The organism is Micromonospora sp. NPDC005197, from assembly GCF_040608295.1.
Taxonomy (GTDB): domain Bacteria; phylum Actinomycetota; class Actinomycetes; order Mycobacteriales; family Micromonosporaceae; genus Micromonospora.
Genome location: NZ_JBEXHY010000018.1, coordinates 30,975 through 46,025, shown reverse-complemented (window position 1 = coordinate 46,025; position 15,051 = coordinate 30,975). Strand labels below are relative to the sequence as shown.

The following is a 15,051-nucleotide window of genomic DNA, read 5'->3' as shown; positions in this document are numbered from 1 at the left end:
AGCGCGCGCGGCGGATGCGCCCGGCGGGAATTTACCGGCGCCGGAGCGCCAGCCGGCGGGCCAGCGCGGCGGCGCTGCCCCAGATGCCGCGCCGGAAGAGCACCACCACGAGGACGAAGATGCCGCCCGTGACCAGGCCGATCGCCTCGAATCCGGAGAACGACAACCAGTCCTCCAGGCGTACGACGACCGCGGCGCCGAGCACCCCGCCCCACAGCGTCCCGATCCCGCCGAGCACCACCACGATGACCGCCTTGCCGGAGGTGGTCCAGTGCAGCACGTCGAGCGAGACGAACCGGTGCCCCACCGCGAACAGGCCGCCGCCGAGGCCGGCGATGAACCCGGACAGGACGAACGCGGTGAGCTTGTAGCGGTGCACCGGATAGCCCAGGGCACGGGCGCGGGCCGGATTGTCGCGGATGCCGACGAGCACCCGGCCGAACGGCGAGTGCACGATCCGCCAGGCGGCGGCCAGCCCGAGCAGCACGATCGGCAGGATCGCATAGTAGAAGTAGTAGTCGTCGGTCAGATCCAGGCCGAAGAACGAACGGGGCACCCCCTGCAGGCCGTTCTCCCCCTGCGTCACGGAGCGCCACTCGTTGGCCACGTAGTAGACCATCTGCGCGAACGCGAGGGTCACCATGGCGAAGTAGATGCCGGTCCGCTTGACCGCGAGATAGCCGATCGGCACGGCGAGGACGGCCGCGGCGAGCGCTCCGGCCAGCACCGCCAGGGGGAACGGCAGGCCGGCGTGGATGGCCACCAACCCGGTGACGTACGCGGAGGTGCCCCAGAACGCGGCGTGCCCGAAGGACATCAGCCCGGTGAAGCCGAGCAGCAGGTCCACCGCCACGGCGAACAGCGCCCAGCAGAGGATGTCCACCGCGACCGCCGGGTAGAGGCCGTTGGGCAGCCAGGCCGCGACGGCCAGCCCCACGGCGAGCAGCGCGTACCGCACCCAGCCGGGGGCGTGGGCCACGGCGACCAGCCCGGACGGCGGCGTCGAGCGGGACGCGTCGGCGGGAATGTCCACGGTGCTCGTCATGCCGGGGCCTCCTCACGACCGAACAGGCCGGCCGGACGCCAGAGCAGGACGCCGGCCATCACGATGAAGACGATCGTCTGCGACACGATCGGGAAGTTCGACAGGTACGCCTCGCCCCACGCCTGCACCAGGCCGATGCCGAAGCCGGCGGCGACCGAGCCGAAGATGGAACCCAGACCGCCGATCACGACCACCGCGAAGACCACGATGATCAGGTCGGCGCCCATCAGCGGGTTGACCGCACGCATCGGCGCGGCCAGCACACCGGCGAGCCCGGCCAGGCCGATGCCGAAGCCGAAGACCGGCGTCACCCAGCGCCCGACGTCGATCCCGAACGCCCGGGTCAGGTCGGGCCGCTCGGTGGCCGCGCGGACGACCATGCCGATCCGGGTCCGGGTGAGCACCCACCACACCGCCACACAGAGCAGCACCGCGAAGCCGAGGATGAAGACGCGGTACGTCGGGAAGTCGAACAGGCCGAAGTTCACGGTCCCGTCCAACAGCGCCGGGGTCGCGTACGGGCTGGACTGCACGCCGTAGCGCAGCTTCACCAGGTCCTGCAGGATCAGCGTCAGGCCGAAGGTGAGCAGGAAGTTGTAGAGCGGGTCGAGCTTCGTCAGCCGGTGGATCACCGCGCGCTCCAGGGCCATGCCGAGCAGCCCGAGCCCCACCGGCATGATCACCAGGGCCGCCCAGAACGGCACGCCCGCCTCGGTGAGCAGCACGTACGCGCCGAACGCGCCGAGCATGTAGAACGCGCCGTGCGCGAAGTTGACCACCCGCAGCATGCCGAAGATGACGGCGAGCCCGAGGGCGAGCAGGGCGTAGAACGCCCCGCTCACCAGCCCGTTGAAGGTGTTCTGCGCGAAACCACTCATAGCTTGCAGTCCGCGGACGGCGCGCGGAACGCCTCCGCGGCGGGGATCGTCTTGAGCACCTTCACGTAGTCCCACGGCTCGGTGACCTCGGCCTGCGGCTTCACCTGGGCCAGGTACGCGTCGTGCACCACCCGGTGGTCCTCGGCGCGGATCTTGCCGTTGCGCAGGAAGACGTCCTCGACCGTCTTGCCCTCCAGGCCCTTGACCACGGTGTCCGCGTCGTCGGTGCCGGCGGCCTGCACCGCCTCCAGGTACTGCAGGGCCGCCGAGTAGTTGGCGGCGTGCGCGAACGTCGGCCGGGTGCCGGTCTTCTGCTGGAACCGGTCGGCGAACTCCCGGTTCTTCGCGTCGAAGTTCCAGTACCAGGCGTCGGTGTACGTCGTGCCGGCCAGCGCGGCCGGGGTGAGCGAGTGGATGTCGGTGAGGAACATCAGGCCCACGGCGAGGCCGACGCCCTTGTCGCGCAACTTGAACTCGTTGTACTGCTTCACCACGTTGACCAGCTCCGCGCCGGCCTGCATGGTGCCCAGCACGTCCGGCTTCGGGTTCAGCGTCGGCGCCTTGAGCAGGAAGGTGGAGAAGTCGCCGCTGGTGTTCGGGAACGGCGCCCCGTCCTTCCCGACGACAGTCCCGCCGGCAGCCGTGATGGCGCTGGAGAAGCTCTTCTCCATGTCCTGCCCGAACGCGTAGTTCGGGTAGAGGATGTACCAGTTCTTGCCGATCTGCTCGGTGGTGGTCTTCCCGGTGCCGTTGGCCAGCATGTACGTGTCGTAGGCGTAGTGGAACGTGTATTTGTTGCAGCTCTTGCCGGTCAGGTCGGTCGTCGCCGCGCCGATGTTGAAGTAGAGCTTCTTCTTCTCCTTCGCCACGTCGGCCACCTTCAGCGCCGCCGACGAGGTGGGCACGTCCAGGATGAGGTCGACGCCCTTGCGGTCGTACATCTCCTGGGCCTTGGAGTTGGCCACGTCCGGCTTGTTCTGGTGGTCGGCGGTCTCCACGGTGATGTCCTTGGTCACCGCCTTGTCGCCGTACTTCGCGGTGAAGTCGGCGATGGCCATCTCCACCGCCGTCACCGAGTTCTTGCCGGACAACTCCGAGTACGCCCCGGACTGGTCGTTGAGCACGCCCAGCACGATCTTGTCGCCGGTCAGCTTCTGATCGCCGCCCGACTGGGGTCCACCGCCGCCGCAACCCGCGACCAGCACCACCGCGGCCGACGCCGCGGCCACACCCACCGTCCTGCGCATGCCCACTCCATCCATTCCGCGCGCCGTCGCGCGGCTCGTCGTTGAGAAGAATCAGATCCCGAGGTACGCGAGCAGCTCGCGTTCGCGCGAGCGCACCTCGGAGTTGTCCATCGCCTCGGCGACACGTCCCTCGGCCAGCAGGTAGTGCCGGTCGGCGACGCCGGTGGCGAAGTGCAGGTTCTGCTCGACCAGCAGCACGGTCACCCCGTGCTGCTTGGCCTCCCGCAGCAGGTCGCCGACCTGCTGCACGAGCAGCGGTGACAGCCCCTCGGTGGGCTCGTCGCAGAGCAGCAGCCGCGCACCCATGCGCAGCACCCGGGCCAGGGCCAGCATCTGCTGCTCGCCGCCGGAGAGCATGGTGGCCGCCGAGTCCCGCCGGGTGTGGAGAGCGGGGAACGCCTCGTACACCCGCTCCAGCGGCCACGGGTCGGGGCCGACCGTGGGCGGCAGGGTGAGGTTCTCGGTGACGGTCAGGGTGGCGTAGCTGCCCCGGTCGTCGGGCACCCAGCCCAGCCCGAGGCGGGCCCGGCGGTGCGCGGGCAGCCTGGTGATGTCCCGCCCGTCCAGCTCCACAATGCCGCGCTGGCCGGAGTGCAGCCCCATCACGCAGCGCAGCAGAGTGGATTTGCCGGCGCCGTTGCGGCCCACGAGGGTGACCACCTCGCCGGCGGCGACCTCCAGGCCGACCTCCCGCAGCACCTGCGCCTCGCCGTAGAACGCGGAGAGGTTCTCAATGCGCAGCATCAGCGGCTCCCAGGTAGGCGGTGATCACGCGCTCGTCGGCGCGGACCTGCTCGTACGGGCCCTCGACGAGGACCCTGCCGGCCTGCAGGACGGTGACGGTGTCGGCGAGCCGGCCGACCACGCTCATGTTGTGCTCGACCATCACCACGGTGCGGCCCGCCCGGACCCGGCTGATCAGCTCGACGGTGCGGTCGACGTCCTCCAGGCCCATCCCCGCGGTCGGCTCGTCGAGCAGCAGCACCTTCGGGTCCAGCGCGAGGGCGATGGCCAGCTCCAGGGCACGCTTGCGGCCGTACGCCAGCGCCGCCGACGGGGCCTGCGCCAGGTCGGCCAACCCCACCATGGCCAGCAGCTCGTCGGCCCGTTCGGTGTAGCGGTCCAGCAGCTTCGCCGAACGCCAGAACCGCCAGCCCAGCCCACTGCAGGACTGCAACGCCAGCGCGACGTGCTCGCGGGCGGACAGCTGCGGGAAGAGGCTGGTGATCTGGAACGAGCGGGCCACGCCGAGCCGGGCGACCCGCTCCGGCGGCAGCCCCGTGACGTCCCGCCCGGCCAGCTCGATCCGTCCGCCACTGGGCGCGAGAAACCCGGTGAGCAGGTTGAACAGGGTGGTCTTGCCGGCGCCGTTCGGGCCGACGAGCGCGTGCACACTCTCCGGCGCGACGTCCAGGTCGACCTCGTCGACCGCCCGGAAGCCCCGGAAGTCCCGGGTCAGCCCGCGGGCCGACAGGAGCGCTTGCCCGGCCATCGCCTCATCCTCCGCACGGTCGCGGCGACGGTCGATTCGGTGACCGCGGTCACAGGCCCGTCGCGTGGAGGAAACCTACGGCCGCTCGCGCGAGTCGAGCCATGTCGATCGCATCCATATTCGACGGGCAGAGGACGTGCCCGGCCTCCACTCCCCCGTCCAGCCGACTTGACCCGACCTCCTAGGTTGATGATCCACACAGCCCAGCGGAAGGTCCCCACCCCATGCCCGTCGGCTTCACCATGGCGATCGTCTTCGCCGTCGCCCTGGCGGTCAGCGCCGTCCTGGCTCTCGTCGCCCCCGCGCGGTCGCTGAAGCGGATGGCCGCCCTCGCGACGCTCGTCTTTCTCGCCCTCACCCTGCTGGTCGGTGTCACCTCCAGCGCCCACTCGGTGCCCATCCGCTCGGTCGGCATCGTCACGAGCTTCGGCAAGCCCACCGGCAAGGTGACCGGCTCCGGCCTGAAGTGGGTCGCCCCCTGGCAGAAGGTCGGCGAGTGGGACGCCGGCCGGCAGAAGTACGACCACATCGGCGGCAACAACTGCGTGCGCGTCCGCACCGGCACGCTCGCCGACGCCTGCGTCGAGGTGCTCATCGAGTGGCAGGTCAGGCCGGAGAACGCGCCGAAGCAGTTCATGGACTACAAGGGAGACTTCGACAGCTTCCGGGGGCAGCGGGTGGGTGTGCAGCTCGACAGCGCGGTCAACGACGCCTTCGCCGCGTACAACCCCCTGGAGAAGATCGACGCCCGGACCGGTGACCTCAACGTCGACCTCAAACCGTTCGCGGCGAACATCAAGACCAGCGCGGACACCCGCCTCGCCAGCGACGTGGACATCCTCTCGGTGACCATCACCCGGGTGAACCACGACGACAAGACCGAGGGCAACATCAAGGCGTTCCAGGACAAGCTCGCCCAGACCCGCAACCTGGAGCAGGACCGTAAGAACGCCGAGATCTCCAAGCAGATCACAGAGACCAACGCGAAGGTCGACAAGGTGACCCGCTGCCTGGAGATCGCCGAGAAGAACGGCGCCAACCCGGGCCTGTGCATCAACCCGGGCATCGTCACCGGCAAGTGAGAAGGAACCGGCCCACCCGTGGCGGGTGGGCCGGCGCCGTGCCGCTCGATGCTCAACTCAACAGGACGGCTCGTCCGCCCTGACGTGCCGCAGCGAGTACGCGGCGTCGGTGAAGGCGCCGCCCTGCAGGGCGGCGGGGTCGACCGGGTCGCGCGAACCGGGCACCCCGTCGGCGAAAACCTCCGCGTTGTCCACCGGCAGATAGCCGAGCCGAGCCCCGGCCGTGGTGTCCCAGAACGCCCGAGTGTTGGCGGACACGGCGTAGGCGGTCGCGAAGCGCACGTCGGGAGCGGTGAGAGCCGCGCGAACGAAACCGATGCCGTCGCGCGGGCTCAACCAGGTCGCCAGGTAGCGGGCCTCGTCCGGCGCGTCCTCGAAGCTGCCGATGCGCAGGCACACCACCGACAGGCCGAACTTGTCGGCGTACAGGCGCCCGAGCGCTTCGACAGCGACCTTGCTCACCCCGTAGAAACCGTCCGGTCGGACCGGCTCGTCCGGCCCGACCACCTGGCCGACGGGGTAGAAGCCGGTGACACGGTTGCTGCTGGCGAGGACGACCCGCCCTACCCGCTGCCGACGGGCCGCCTCCAACACGTGGTACGTGCCCAGCACGTTGCTCTCCAGCAGGTCGGCCAGGGGTGCCTCGTCCGGCAGCCCGGCCAGGTGCACCACCGCGTCCGCGCCCTTGAGCGCGGCGGTCACCGCGTCGGCGTCCGCCAGATCCAGTTGAATCGCCCGGTCTGTCGGCGACTGCGGCTGCGGCTGCGAGGGCACCCGATCGACCAGAACGAGGCGGCGCACGTCGTCGCGTAGGTGACGGCAGACCGCCGAACCAATGCGACCGGCGGCACCCGTGACGACGACCGTGCCCAGACGTGAACCCATGACGCCATCCTGCCGGCCCGCACCGACAGGATGGCCAGTCCAGGGTGACCACCCAGCGGGCGCCCTCGCCCCGGACCGGTCGAGCGGATCAGCTCGTCCGGTTGGTGGCGGACCGTTCCCACTGGCGGGGGGCGCTGATCTTGGCCCAGCTCGCGCCGAACGTCATCCGGCGCAGCGGTGACGCGATGCCGCAGAGGCTGAACCAGCCACGGGTCAGGCCCACGCTCACCCGGTTGCTCATCATGCCCTGGTGCAGCGTCCGCAGGGCCAGGTCGACGGCGTCGAATCCGTACTCGCGCATCTCGGCCTCGTATCCGCCGATCGCATCCAGCAGCGGCAGGTGGCCGCCGTCGGCCAGCGACAACTGCCGGGTGAGCAGGGCGGCGTCGCGCAGTGCGGTGTTGGCGCCGTTACCGCCGGCCGGTGGCATGCCGTGCACGGCGTCGCCGAGCACGGTGACCCGCGAGGGCGTCCAGGGCGCCGGACGGTCGGACGCCTGGAACGGAAACGCACTCACGTCGTTCGGTGGACACTGGTCGATCAGCTGGCGGAGCGCCGGATGCCAGTGGGTGATCAGCCCGGCGACGTAGGCCTTCAACTGTGGGCCGTCGAGGCGCTCCGGACGCGAGGGGAACAGCTCGTTACGGGCGACGAACGCGCACAGCAGATAGTCGTCCCCCACCGGCTGCCGGCGTTCGAAAACGGAGGTGAACAGGAAGTGCGGCGCACCGGTCACGATGAGGTTCATGCCCTCAGCCAGCCGGGCGGGTAACCAGGCTCGGGTGTCGTCGTTCAGCGGCAACTTGAGCCCGACGCCTACCGCACCGGCATCTCTCTGCGTGGCGGTCGGCAGGTACTGCGCCCGTACCCGGGAGTTGATCCCGTCCGCGCCGACCAGGACGTCGCAGGTGGCGGACGTCCCGTCGGCGAAGTGCGCGGTGGGGCGACCGTCGGCGGCGAGCTCGTAGCGCTCGAATGCCTTGTCGTAGTGGACGGTGTCGTCGAGTCCGTCGAGGAGAACGCCGCGCAGCGTGTGACGGTCGACCGGGTAGGCCCGTTCGGCGGGGTCGGGATCGTCGGGATACATGACCGCGTCCTCCACGAGGACCAGCGTGCGCAGGTCCGTGCCCAGGAAGCCGAAACCGCCGCCGGGCCGGCCCGCGGTGTCGATGAACGCCTGCCAGTGTCGGTCGGGCAGGCAGGCACGCAGCGACCGGCTGCCCGCCGGGTTGACCGCGAGCCGGTAGCGGTCCACCCGGTCGTCGCGGCGTCGGTCACGCTCGTACACGGCGACGGTGATGCCGTGTTTACGCAGACCCTGGGCGAGTGCGAGGCCGCCGATGCCACCGCCGACGATGAGCACGTCAGTCATGGGTCAGACTTTCTGGTGCGAAGAGGTCGCACAGTTGGTTGACAACCGACTCGGCCTTGTCGGGACGCAGACGAATGCCTTTGACGGTGGCGATCACCAGCTCGACGCTGGCAGCGACGTCAAGGTCCACCGACCAGACGTGTCGCGCGACGCCTTCGGTGAAGATCGCCGCGAGCGCGTCCCGCCAACCCTGTTCGTCCCGCTCGATATCGGCCCCGGTGGACTCGTCCCGTCGAGCCCGAAGGTCGAGCTCATCGAGCACGATGAACAACTCGGGCCGTTGCGCGACCGCGGTGGCGATCTCGCTGAGGTGTTGCCGCAATCGGGCGGCGGGTTCCAGGTCGGCGTGCATCGTGGCCTCGAATTGGCTGGTCACGTGCTCGAGCACTGCGGCGATCAGGTCGGCCTTGGTCCGGAAGTAGTGGTGCAGGGTGGAGTGGTCGATGCCGGCCGCGGCGGCGATCGGCCGCAGCCGGAACCCCTCGAAGCCACCCTCGGCGATCGCCGAGAAGGCCGCGTGCACCAGCGCCTGCCGACGATCGAGCTGTTCCGTCATTCTCCACCATCCCCAACCAAGTGGTTGGTTGATAGTTGAGCATCTGTGTGTCGAGCTGTCAACCACCTGGTTGATGAAGACCTCCCGGTCCGGTTCGGACCAGCCGCAGCGATCGGGGCTGGTCGTGCCGACAAGGTTGATCGTCGAGTCGTCGACCTGCGAAGCTGCTGCATGTGACTGATGGTTCCGAGCGTGAGGCGACCGCCGTGACCGTGGTGCGCGACGGGAAGCTGCGCGCGGCGGGGCTGCGCCTTGGCGACGCCATCGTCTACGACTGGGGATTTCACCTCGACAATCGACCGTATGAGCAGCGCAGCTTCGTGCTGCTCGATGACGGGTTCCAGATCAATCAGCCGGTCCTGTTCCCAGCCGAGCAGCAGGGCTGGTGGTACTGCGACCTGGTACGAGTCATTGATCATGGGAGCGTGGTCACGGTCGACGACTTGTGGATCGACGTGATCGTCGGACCTGGCGACCATCCCTACCGGGTCCTGGATCTCGACGAGTACGCCACGGCCATGCAGGACGGCGCGCTCAGCATGGGTGAGGCGACCGAGGGACTCATCCGTACCCAGCGTTTCCTTGATCGACGTCTCAACCGACGGCACGACCCGCAACGCTCCTGGCCGGACTTCCCACCGGCCAGTATCACCGACCTGCTGCACGTCGTATTTCCTCAAGACTGGTCCCTCATCGACGCCGGATGAAGGCCGGTCCCGCTCAGCTGAGCCGGATGACAGCGGCGACGAGGAGCGGGCTGGCCGTTCGCCGGGACGGGCGGCCGGGTCACGCCACGGCACGCCCGTCCACGGCTTCCACCAGATCCCGTTGACGACCTGAACGTGATCCCCTAGGCGTAGCTGAACAACGGGGGAAAGACGAGGACCACGATCCAGGCCCACGCGGCGTACACCGGCAGGTAGCCGGTCTGCCACCGTTCGAGCGCCGCGAAGGGCGTACGCCGACGCAGGAAGCTCAGCAGGAGCCACGCCGACCACGCGAGGTTGACCAGCAGGATCACGTTCTCGCCGAGCGCTGCCGCCCGGTTGGGCGTACCGCCGTAGTTGTCGGTGATGCGCCCGGTGATCTCCACCAGCACCAGCACGTCGATGGCCAACGCGCTGACCACGAGCGCGAGCTGGAGTTTGTCGAACGGGCCGGGCGGGGCCAGCGGATCGCGGGCCGAGAGCGAGTAGAGCAGCAGCCCCAGCACCACGACGAGCAGAAGGTCGAACAGGATCAACGCCTCGCGCTCGACGTCGATGCCGTGGCTGGTCCAGACGACGGCGACGAGGAAGGCGAGCAGGGCGGCGGTGAAGAGCGGGGTGAACAGCCGCGTGAGGACCGGCGCGATGTTCTCGACGACGCTCTGCTTGGCCTCGACGAGCCACCCGGCCACGACGACCGCGGCCGCGGCGCCGCAGGGCAGGAGCCACTGCGAGATGAACGCCTCCGGGACGATCCCGATGGCCGCGAAGGTGTTGAACAGGAACGCGGCGAGCACGCCGCCGCCGAGGGCCATCAGCACGAAGTAGATGAACCACTCGCCGGTGAAGCGGATGAAGTCCATGCGTCGACGCGACGAGCGCCAGTCGTCGACGACATAGGCCAGACCGACCACGAGCCACAGGGCGATCGGAAGGTGGATGCCGGTCACGACCACGGACTGCGAGTCGTCCGCCAGGGGGTAGACGTTCGCCGCCACGGCACCGAGGGCGAACAGCGCCACCAGCACCGCGATCACCACCGATCGGGCTCGCCGGCGCCAGGCCAGGAACGCCGCCAGCCAGGGCAGCGCGAACAGCGTGGCGTTGCGCGCGTAGAACGACCCGTCGTCGTCGAAGGTCAACCCGAACAGCGCGGGAACTTTGACGGACGCCACCGCGCCGGCCGCACAGGCCAGCATGACCCACAGGTCCCGCCGGGAGCGCGAGCCGGCGGCCGGGTTGCCGGAGTCGCCGGTCAGCACCAGTTGCTTCCACAGCCGTTCCGAATGCTCCCGGGCGAACTCGCGGGAGAGCTCGTCGAGACTGCCCATCCGCTTGACCGCGACCAGGAACGCCTCGTCCGGGCTCAGGCCCGCCGCGACGAGCTCGTCGACCGAGCCGCGGAGGTGGTCTTCCAACTCGTCGGCGTCCACCGACTGCAGCTCCCGACGCCGGAGCACGTATCGGCGCCACTGTGCGAACTGCGCTTCCAGCTCCTCCGGCCCGTCGTGCGCCGTCATGCGAGGCCCCCCAGCGGGCGCACCGTCAGCGGCGTACGGTCGTGCCAGATCTCCTTGAGCGCGCCCACGACGGTGTCCCACTGCCGGCGCTGCTCGGCCAGCTCGGCCAGGCCCCGGTCGGTGATCCGGTAGTACTTGCGTTTGCGCTCACCGGCGACCGACTGCCAGCTCGCCTCCACATAGGCCAGGCGCTCAAGCCGGTGCAGCAGCGGGTACAACAGCCCCTCGGTCCAGTCCAACTCACCTCCGGACAGCTCGTTGATCCGCCGGAGGATGGCGTAGCCGTAGCTCTCCCCCTCGGCCAGTATGCCGAGCACCATCGGTGTCGCCGAAGCGGCAACCAGATCCTTAGCGACCTTCACGAGACCTCCCACCTCAACCCTAGAAGCACAATGCATAGTACTGCTAGGTATTTCCCGGGCGCAACGACTCCCCGGGGGTGCGCGGAAAACCCCTCGCACGTCGGTGGTCGATCCCGCGACAATCGCCAGCGTGCAGGAGATCGAGGTCGTCGTCGCCCACCAGGAGCGGGCGACCGTGCGCGTCGGCGACGTGTTCCTCAAGATCGACGCCGATCCGGGTCACGCGGACGTCGAGGTCGCGGCAATGGCCATGGCGCCCGTGCCAACTCCGGAGGTCCTGTGGCGCAACCCGCCTGTGCTCGCGCTCGCCGTCCTGCGCGGCAGGGCACTCGGCCGCCTCGGCGAGCCGTCGACCGCGCCCCCGACGGCGTGGGCCGCGGCGGGCGCCGCCGTACGGGCGTTGCACGACGCGCCGCTGCCACCCTGGCCCGGTCGGAGCCTCGACGAGCTGGCCGCGCAGCTCGACGGTGAGTGCCGGTGGCTCGTCGCGAACGGCGTTCTCCCCACCGACCTGGTCACCCGAAACCGCCACGTCGCCGAGGCTGCACTCCGGCCGTGGACACCTGTGTTCACGCACGGCGACCTGCAGGTCGCCCACGTGTTCGTCGACGGTGACGAGGTCACCGGCGTGCTCGACTGGTCCGAGGCGAGCCGGGGCGACGCCCTGTTCGACCTCGCCACGTTGACTCTCGGACACGAGGAGCACCTCGGCGACGTCGTGGCCGGCTACGGCGCCGACGTCGACCTCGACGTGATCCGGGCGTGGTGGTCGTTGCGCAGCCTGCTGGTGATCCGGTGGCTGGCCGAGCACGGCTTCGACCCCTCGGCGCCCGGCTGCGAGGTCGACGTGCTGCGGGCGCGGATGTGACGAACGTCAGGGGATGAGTCGGTCGAGCAGCTCGAACCGCTCGTATGGCTGGTTGTAGTCGCCGAAGTGCCCGTCGTCGCGCACGATCTGGGTGCCGCCGAGCCGCTCGAACATGGCGCGTCCCTGTCGGTCGTCGCAGCCGTACGGATCCGCGCGGGAGTTGATGAAGAGGATCTCGCGCACGTGCGACCGGATCGCGGCCCAGTCGTAGCTCTCCTGGAGGACCGGTTCCTCGCTGGTGTTGGGCCGGGTGCAGTAGCCGGCGACCAGGATCGCCTGGGCGACGGGCACCTCGACATGCTCCAGGAGCGCCAACAGCAGGGCCGCGCCGCCGGAGTGGCCCACCAGGACCGTGTCCTCGTCGAAGCGGCGCCCGTCGAGCACCGTCGGCAGGAACGTCGCGATCGGCTCGACGTTGACGCCCGGGAGGTGCGGCACCTCGACGGTGTAACCCCGAGCCTCGAGCCGCTCCGCCAGCCAGCGATACCAGACGACGTCCGGGTTACCGCCGGTCCCGTGGAAGATGATCGCTCTGCGTCCCACCATGCCCCCTTCGCATCGACATCGTGATCAAACCGCGTGACCCACAGAAGCGAGTGCGGCCTCAGGGGGCCGGCCGCTCCCGAGGTTCTAACGGCATCCGCATCCGCGGACAGCGGTCGCGTCCGGCGCCCTGTCACTAGGGTGATGGCTCCAACCGTTCGCGGTCGCGGGTGAGCTGGAGCCGCGTCGTTGCGTTGTGATGTGCCTGCCAGCCCATGTCGAGTGCCTGCCGGATGATCTTCGCGACCAAAGCCGGGGCGATCGGGCTCAGTTCGAACACTTCGGCCGCTCGGCCGGCAGGTGCGGTGATGATCGGTCCATAGTTCAGCCATGGGTCATCAAAGAACGCCATGACCTGCAATGCACCGCCGGGCCCGTCGCGCCAGACCTTGACCTTGACACGGCTCGGATCGACCAGTCCGACGGTCCATCGGTAGACGATGTCCTCGACGACGATGCTCCTGATTCGGGTACGCGCCACGGCGGAAGAGTAGGCACCGTCCGCGCAGTCCGGTAGCGAGGTACCGCTTCGCCAATCCGGCACCGCACCCTCCGATCACCTCGTTCTGCGCGCTGACCCAGACCGCAGGGATCCGAATGCCGAGGATGCCCCCCACATGCTGCGACACACCTTCGTGACGACCATGCTCAACGCCGGCGTCAGCCTGCGCGACGTGCAGATCGCCGCTCGCCACGCCGACCCGCACACCACCATGCGCTACGACCGGGCCCGCAAGAACATCGACCGGCACCTCAACAACTACATCCTCGCCGCACACATGGCTTCCGGGACACCCCCAGCGCTCGCGGCTCTGTCGAGTCGAGTGCGCTTGGGAGGCCGGCAAGCCATGGAGGGAGGCCGCGTCACTGCATAGCGGTCGCCGGGGGATGATCGAATGATTTGGGGCAGCGGAAGGTGTACAGCGAGTAGCCACGCCCGATCTGCACGCCGACGATGTCTGGGGACACGGTCGGGTTCTCCTCGGACGGGCGCCAGCTGCAATGCATGCCGTTCCAGTCGCCCGAGCCCACGGTGAAAATCAAGGTCATCGTGGTGCCGCAGGCAGCACAATCCATCGGGTACGGATCGGTCAGTGACCAGTTCGCGTACCCGCCGACCTTCCATCCCGGCGCCAGCGACAAGTCGGTCTGATACTGATAGTGGGGACGGCTATCGTCTTCGTCCCACTCGTCGAGCCGCTCGCGCAGGTCATCGGGGAGTAGAGCGGCGTATTGGCACTCGCGAACCTGCTCGGGGTGCACCACGCACGGAACCGGCAGGTACATGTCGCTGATCACCGGCGGCTCGGGAGGCGCTTCGAGCAGCGGGCCGACGGCGGAACTGTCGCGCCAGAAGAGGAAGACGCGAGGGCTGTAGTGCCGGTCCGAGTGGTCCACCGGGCACCACAGCACCTGGAGCAGGTCGGTGCCGTCCGGACCGGCGTAGTCCGGGACATCATGTCGGTACAGCTGCGCGACCGGGACCAACGGGATGGGGTCCTCGATCAGGTCGTCCAGGTCCAATGCGTCGGCCGCATCGAGCTCGGCCCGCTCCTGCGCAGTCAAGAAGTACCCGCCCGGCAGCGGCTCCCGGGCTTCTGCGGTCGCGAGGATCTCCCGCCTGCAGCGCAGGGCGGCCGGGGTGGCCAGGTTGTATGGCTCGTGCGCCCCGGCGTCGTCGCAGACCGGCCATACCTCGTCGGCCGGCCACAGCAGCGGTCCGCCGACCGAGCTGTCCCTAACGGTCGGAGCGCCGGGTCGGGGATGCAGGCGGGTAGCGGTGATGGAATGTTCCCGCAGTTCGGGGAAGAGCGCGGTGATGTCCAGGGGACGCGGAGGTGTGGTGCGGACCATAGAAGTAAACCTTATGGGCTGCGGTGTACCAGCAGGACCGCGCCGTTCTCCACGAGTGCGCCACAGACGACGACATGCATGACGGGATGAGAGCACCGGGATAGGACAAGCTCGGTCCAGCCCGAGGGCACGCGCACACATCCGGCTCCGCCAGGGACCAAGGCTGCGGATTCAGCGACCGGCGTCTGGCTCGGCCCTTAGCCACCGCACGATCGTCGCAAAGGGGTAGCAGATCACGATCGCTCCCCTGGCCGTTCGGTTTAGGGGCAGTTGCGGGGCGCGATCGAGCGCAGTCCGGGATAGCCTTGGCGCATATGGCTACCTATCGCAGCGCCTCAGTGCTTCTCTCCTCGGACGGCACCAGGACCCCTGGCACCGCCGCCCTCTTCGCCGAGCCCGCCCGCAAGGGTGGGATTCGACCGTGGGCAGGCGACTTCCGGCCCGCCAACAGCGCCGGCAACGGCCCCAAGAACGCGGTCGGGAAGGCTTTCACGTTGGAACTGCCCGACGGCAGCACCGGCAAGGTCGTGGTCCAGAGCCTCAAGAGCGGGAGGGGTGGCGTCGTGCTGGCGTTGATGGGCGAGGACACACCACCCTTCTGATCGAAACTGATCGCCGCTGACGTCACCGGCCCGAGCAG

The 15,051-nt window shown here is 69.2% G+C and carries 17 protein-coding genes and 1 pseudogene; 5 read left to right on the top strand and 13 right to left on the bottom strand.

All coding sequences use genetic code 11. The annotated features are described in order from the left end of the window. Window positions 1-31: 31 nt before the first annotated feature. The 5 genes from ABZU46_RS09650 to ABZU46_RS09630 are packed head-to-tail and all read right to left on the bottom strand — an operon-like array spanning window position 32 to window position 4,662. Window positions 32-1,045, bottom strand: coding sequence for a branched-chain amino acid ABC transporter permease (locus tag ABZU46_RS09650; protein ID WP_354856018.1), 1,014 nt, complete (start codon window positions 1,043-1,045; stop codon window positions 32-34). After that, window positions 1,042-1,923 (bottom strand): branched-chain amino acid ABC transporter permease, encoded by an 882-nt coding sequence (locus tag ABZU46_RS09645; protein WP_354856017.1) that lies wholly within the window; start codon window positions 1,921-1,923, stop codon window positions 1,042-1,044. The genes ABZU46_RS09650 and ABZU46_RS09645 overlap by 4 nt, the downstream gene beginning before the upstream one ends. Then, on the bottom strand, window positions 1,920-3,170 hold the full coding sequence (locus ABZU46_RS09640) for an ABC transporter substrate-binding protein (protein ID WP_354856016.1): 1,251 nt from the start codon (window positions 3,168-3,170) through the stop codon (window positions 1,920-1,922). The genes ABZU46_RS09645 and ABZU46_RS09640 overlap by 4 nt, the downstream gene beginning before the upstream one ends. A gap of 51 nt (window positions 3,171-3,221) precedes the next feature. Further along, the gene (locus ABZU46_RS09635) at window positions 3,222-3,914 is read right to left on the bottom strand and encodes an ABC transporter ATP-binding protein (protein WP_354856015.1); all 693 of its coding nucleotides are present in this window, start codon (window positions 3,912-3,914) and stop codon (window positions 3,222-3,224) included. Beyond that, on the bottom strand, window positions 3,901-4,662 hold the full coding sequence (locus ABZU46_RS09630; protein WP_354856014.1) for an ABC transporter ATP-binding protein: 762 nt from the start codon (window positions 4,660-4,662) through the stop codon (window positions 3,901-3,903). Before ABZU46_RS09630 ends, ABZU46_RS09635 begins: the two co-directional genes overlap by 14 nt. 224 nt (window positions 4,663-4,886) lie before the next feature. On the opposite strand from ABZU46_RS09630, the gene ABZU46_RS09625 reads away from it, so the two are divergent. Then, window positions 4,887-5,744, top strand: coding sequence for an SPFH domain-containing protein (locus tag ABZU46_RS09625; protein WP_354856013.1), 858 nt, complete (start codon window positions 4,887-4,889; stop codon window positions 5,742-5,744). A gap of 57 nt (window positions 5,745-5,801) precedes the next feature. Here the strand turns inward: ABZU46_RS09625 and ABZU46_RS09620 are convergent, their stop codons facing one another. The 3 genes from ABZU46_RS09620 to ABZU46_RS09610 form a co-directional block, all read right to left on the bottom strand. Beyond that, window positions 5,802-6,629: an NAD(P)-dependent oxidoreductase gene (locus tag ABZU46_RS09620; protein ID WP_354856012.1), complete on the bottom strand. Its 828-nt coding sequence runs from the start codon at window positions 6,627-6,629 to the stop codon at window positions 5,802-5,804. 88 nt (window positions 6,630-6,717) lie between these two features. Further along, window positions 6,718-8,001, bottom strand: coding sequence for an FAD-dependent monooxygenase (locus tag ABZU46_RS09615; RefSeq protein WP_354856011.1), 1,284 nt, complete (start codon window positions 7,999-8,001; stop codon window positions 6,718-6,720). Continuing rightward, entirely contained in the window at window positions 7,994-8,524 is a 531-nt protein-coding gene (locus tag ABZU46_RS09610; protein ID WP_354856010.1) for a TetR/AcrR family transcriptional regulator, read from the bottom strand. Before ABZU46_RS09610 ends, ABZU46_RS09615 begins: the two co-directional genes overlap by 8 nt. A gap of 206 nt (window positions 8,525-8,730) precedes the next feature. On the opposite strand from ABZU46_RS09610, the gene ABZU46_RS09605 reads away from it, so the two are divergent. Continuing rightward, window positions 8,731-9,264 (top strand): DUF402 domain-containing protein, encoded by a 534-nt coding sequence (locus ABZU46_RS09605; RefSeq protein WP_354856009.1) that lies wholly within the window; start codon window positions 8,731-8,733, stop codon window positions 9,262-9,264. Between the two features lie 143 nt (window positions 9,265-9,407). On the opposite strand, the gene ABZU46_RS09600 is transcribed toward ABZU46_RS09605, so the two are convergent. Next, window positions 9,408-10,784 carry a permease prefix domain 1-containing protein gene (locus ABZU46_RS09600; RefSeq protein ID WP_354856008.1) on the bottom strand — a complete coding sequence of 459 codons (1,377 nt, stop codon included), beginning with the start codon at window positions 10,782-10,784 and terminating at the stop codon, window positions 9,408-9,410. Further along, window positions 10,781-11,146, bottom strand: a complete 366-nt coding sequence (locus ABZU46_RS09595) for a PadR family transcriptional regulator (RefSeq protein WP_354856007.1) — start codon at window positions 11,144-11,146, stop codon at window positions 10,781-10,783. The genes ABZU46_RS09600 and ABZU46_RS09595 overlap by 4 nt, the downstream gene beginning before the upstream one ends. A gap of 130 nt (window positions 11,147-11,276) precedes the next feature. Between ABZU46_RS09595 and ABZU46_RS09590 the strand changes: the two genes are divergently transcribed. Continuing rightward, entirely contained in the window at window positions 11,277-12,014 is a 738-nt protein-coding gene (locus ABZU46_RS09590; RefSeq protein WP_354856006.1) for a phosphotransferase, read from the top strand. Between the two features lie 6 nt (window positions 12,015-12,020). Here ABZU46_RS09590 and ABZU46_RS09585 read toward each other — a convergent pair whose 3' ends face one another. Beyond that, the gene (locus tag ABZU46_RS09585; protein WP_354856005.1) at window positions 12,021-12,560 is read right to left on the bottom strand and encodes an alpha/beta hydrolase; all 540 of its coding nucleotides are present in this window, start codon (window positions 12,558-12,560) and stop codon (window positions 12,021-12,023) included. Window positions 12,561-12,693: 133 nt separating this feature from the next. Further along, window positions 12,694-13,038, bottom strand: coding sequence for a hypothetical protein (locus tag ABZU46_RS09580; protein WP_354856004.1), 345 nt, complete (start codon window positions 13,036-13,038; stop codon window positions 12,694-12,696). Window positions 13,039-13,165: 127 nt separating this feature from the next. On the opposite strand from ABZU46_RS09580, the pseudogene ABZU46_RS09575 reads away from it, so the two are divergent. Beyond that, a pseudogene (locus ABZU46_RS09575) lies at window positions 13,166-13,306 on the top strand (site-specific integrase); the annotation flags it as partial. A 115-nt stretch (window positions 13,307-13,421) separates the two neighbouring features. On the opposite strand, the gene ABZU46_RS09570 reads toward ABZU46_RS09575, so the two are convergent. Next, window positions 13,422-14,411, bottom strand: coding sequence for a hypothetical protein (locus tag ABZU46_RS09570; protein ID WP_354856003.1), 990 nt, complete (start codon window positions 14,409-14,411; stop codon window positions 13,422-13,424). A gap of 314 nt (window positions 14,412-14,725) precedes the next feature. On the opposite strand from ABZU46_RS09570, the gene ABZU46_RS09565 reads away from it, so the two are divergent. Next, entirely contained in the window at window positions 14,726-15,013 is a 288-nt protein-coding gene (locus ABZU46_RS09565) for a hypothetical protein (protein WP_354856002.1), read from the top strand. Window positions 15,014-15,051 lie beyond the last annotated feature (38 nt).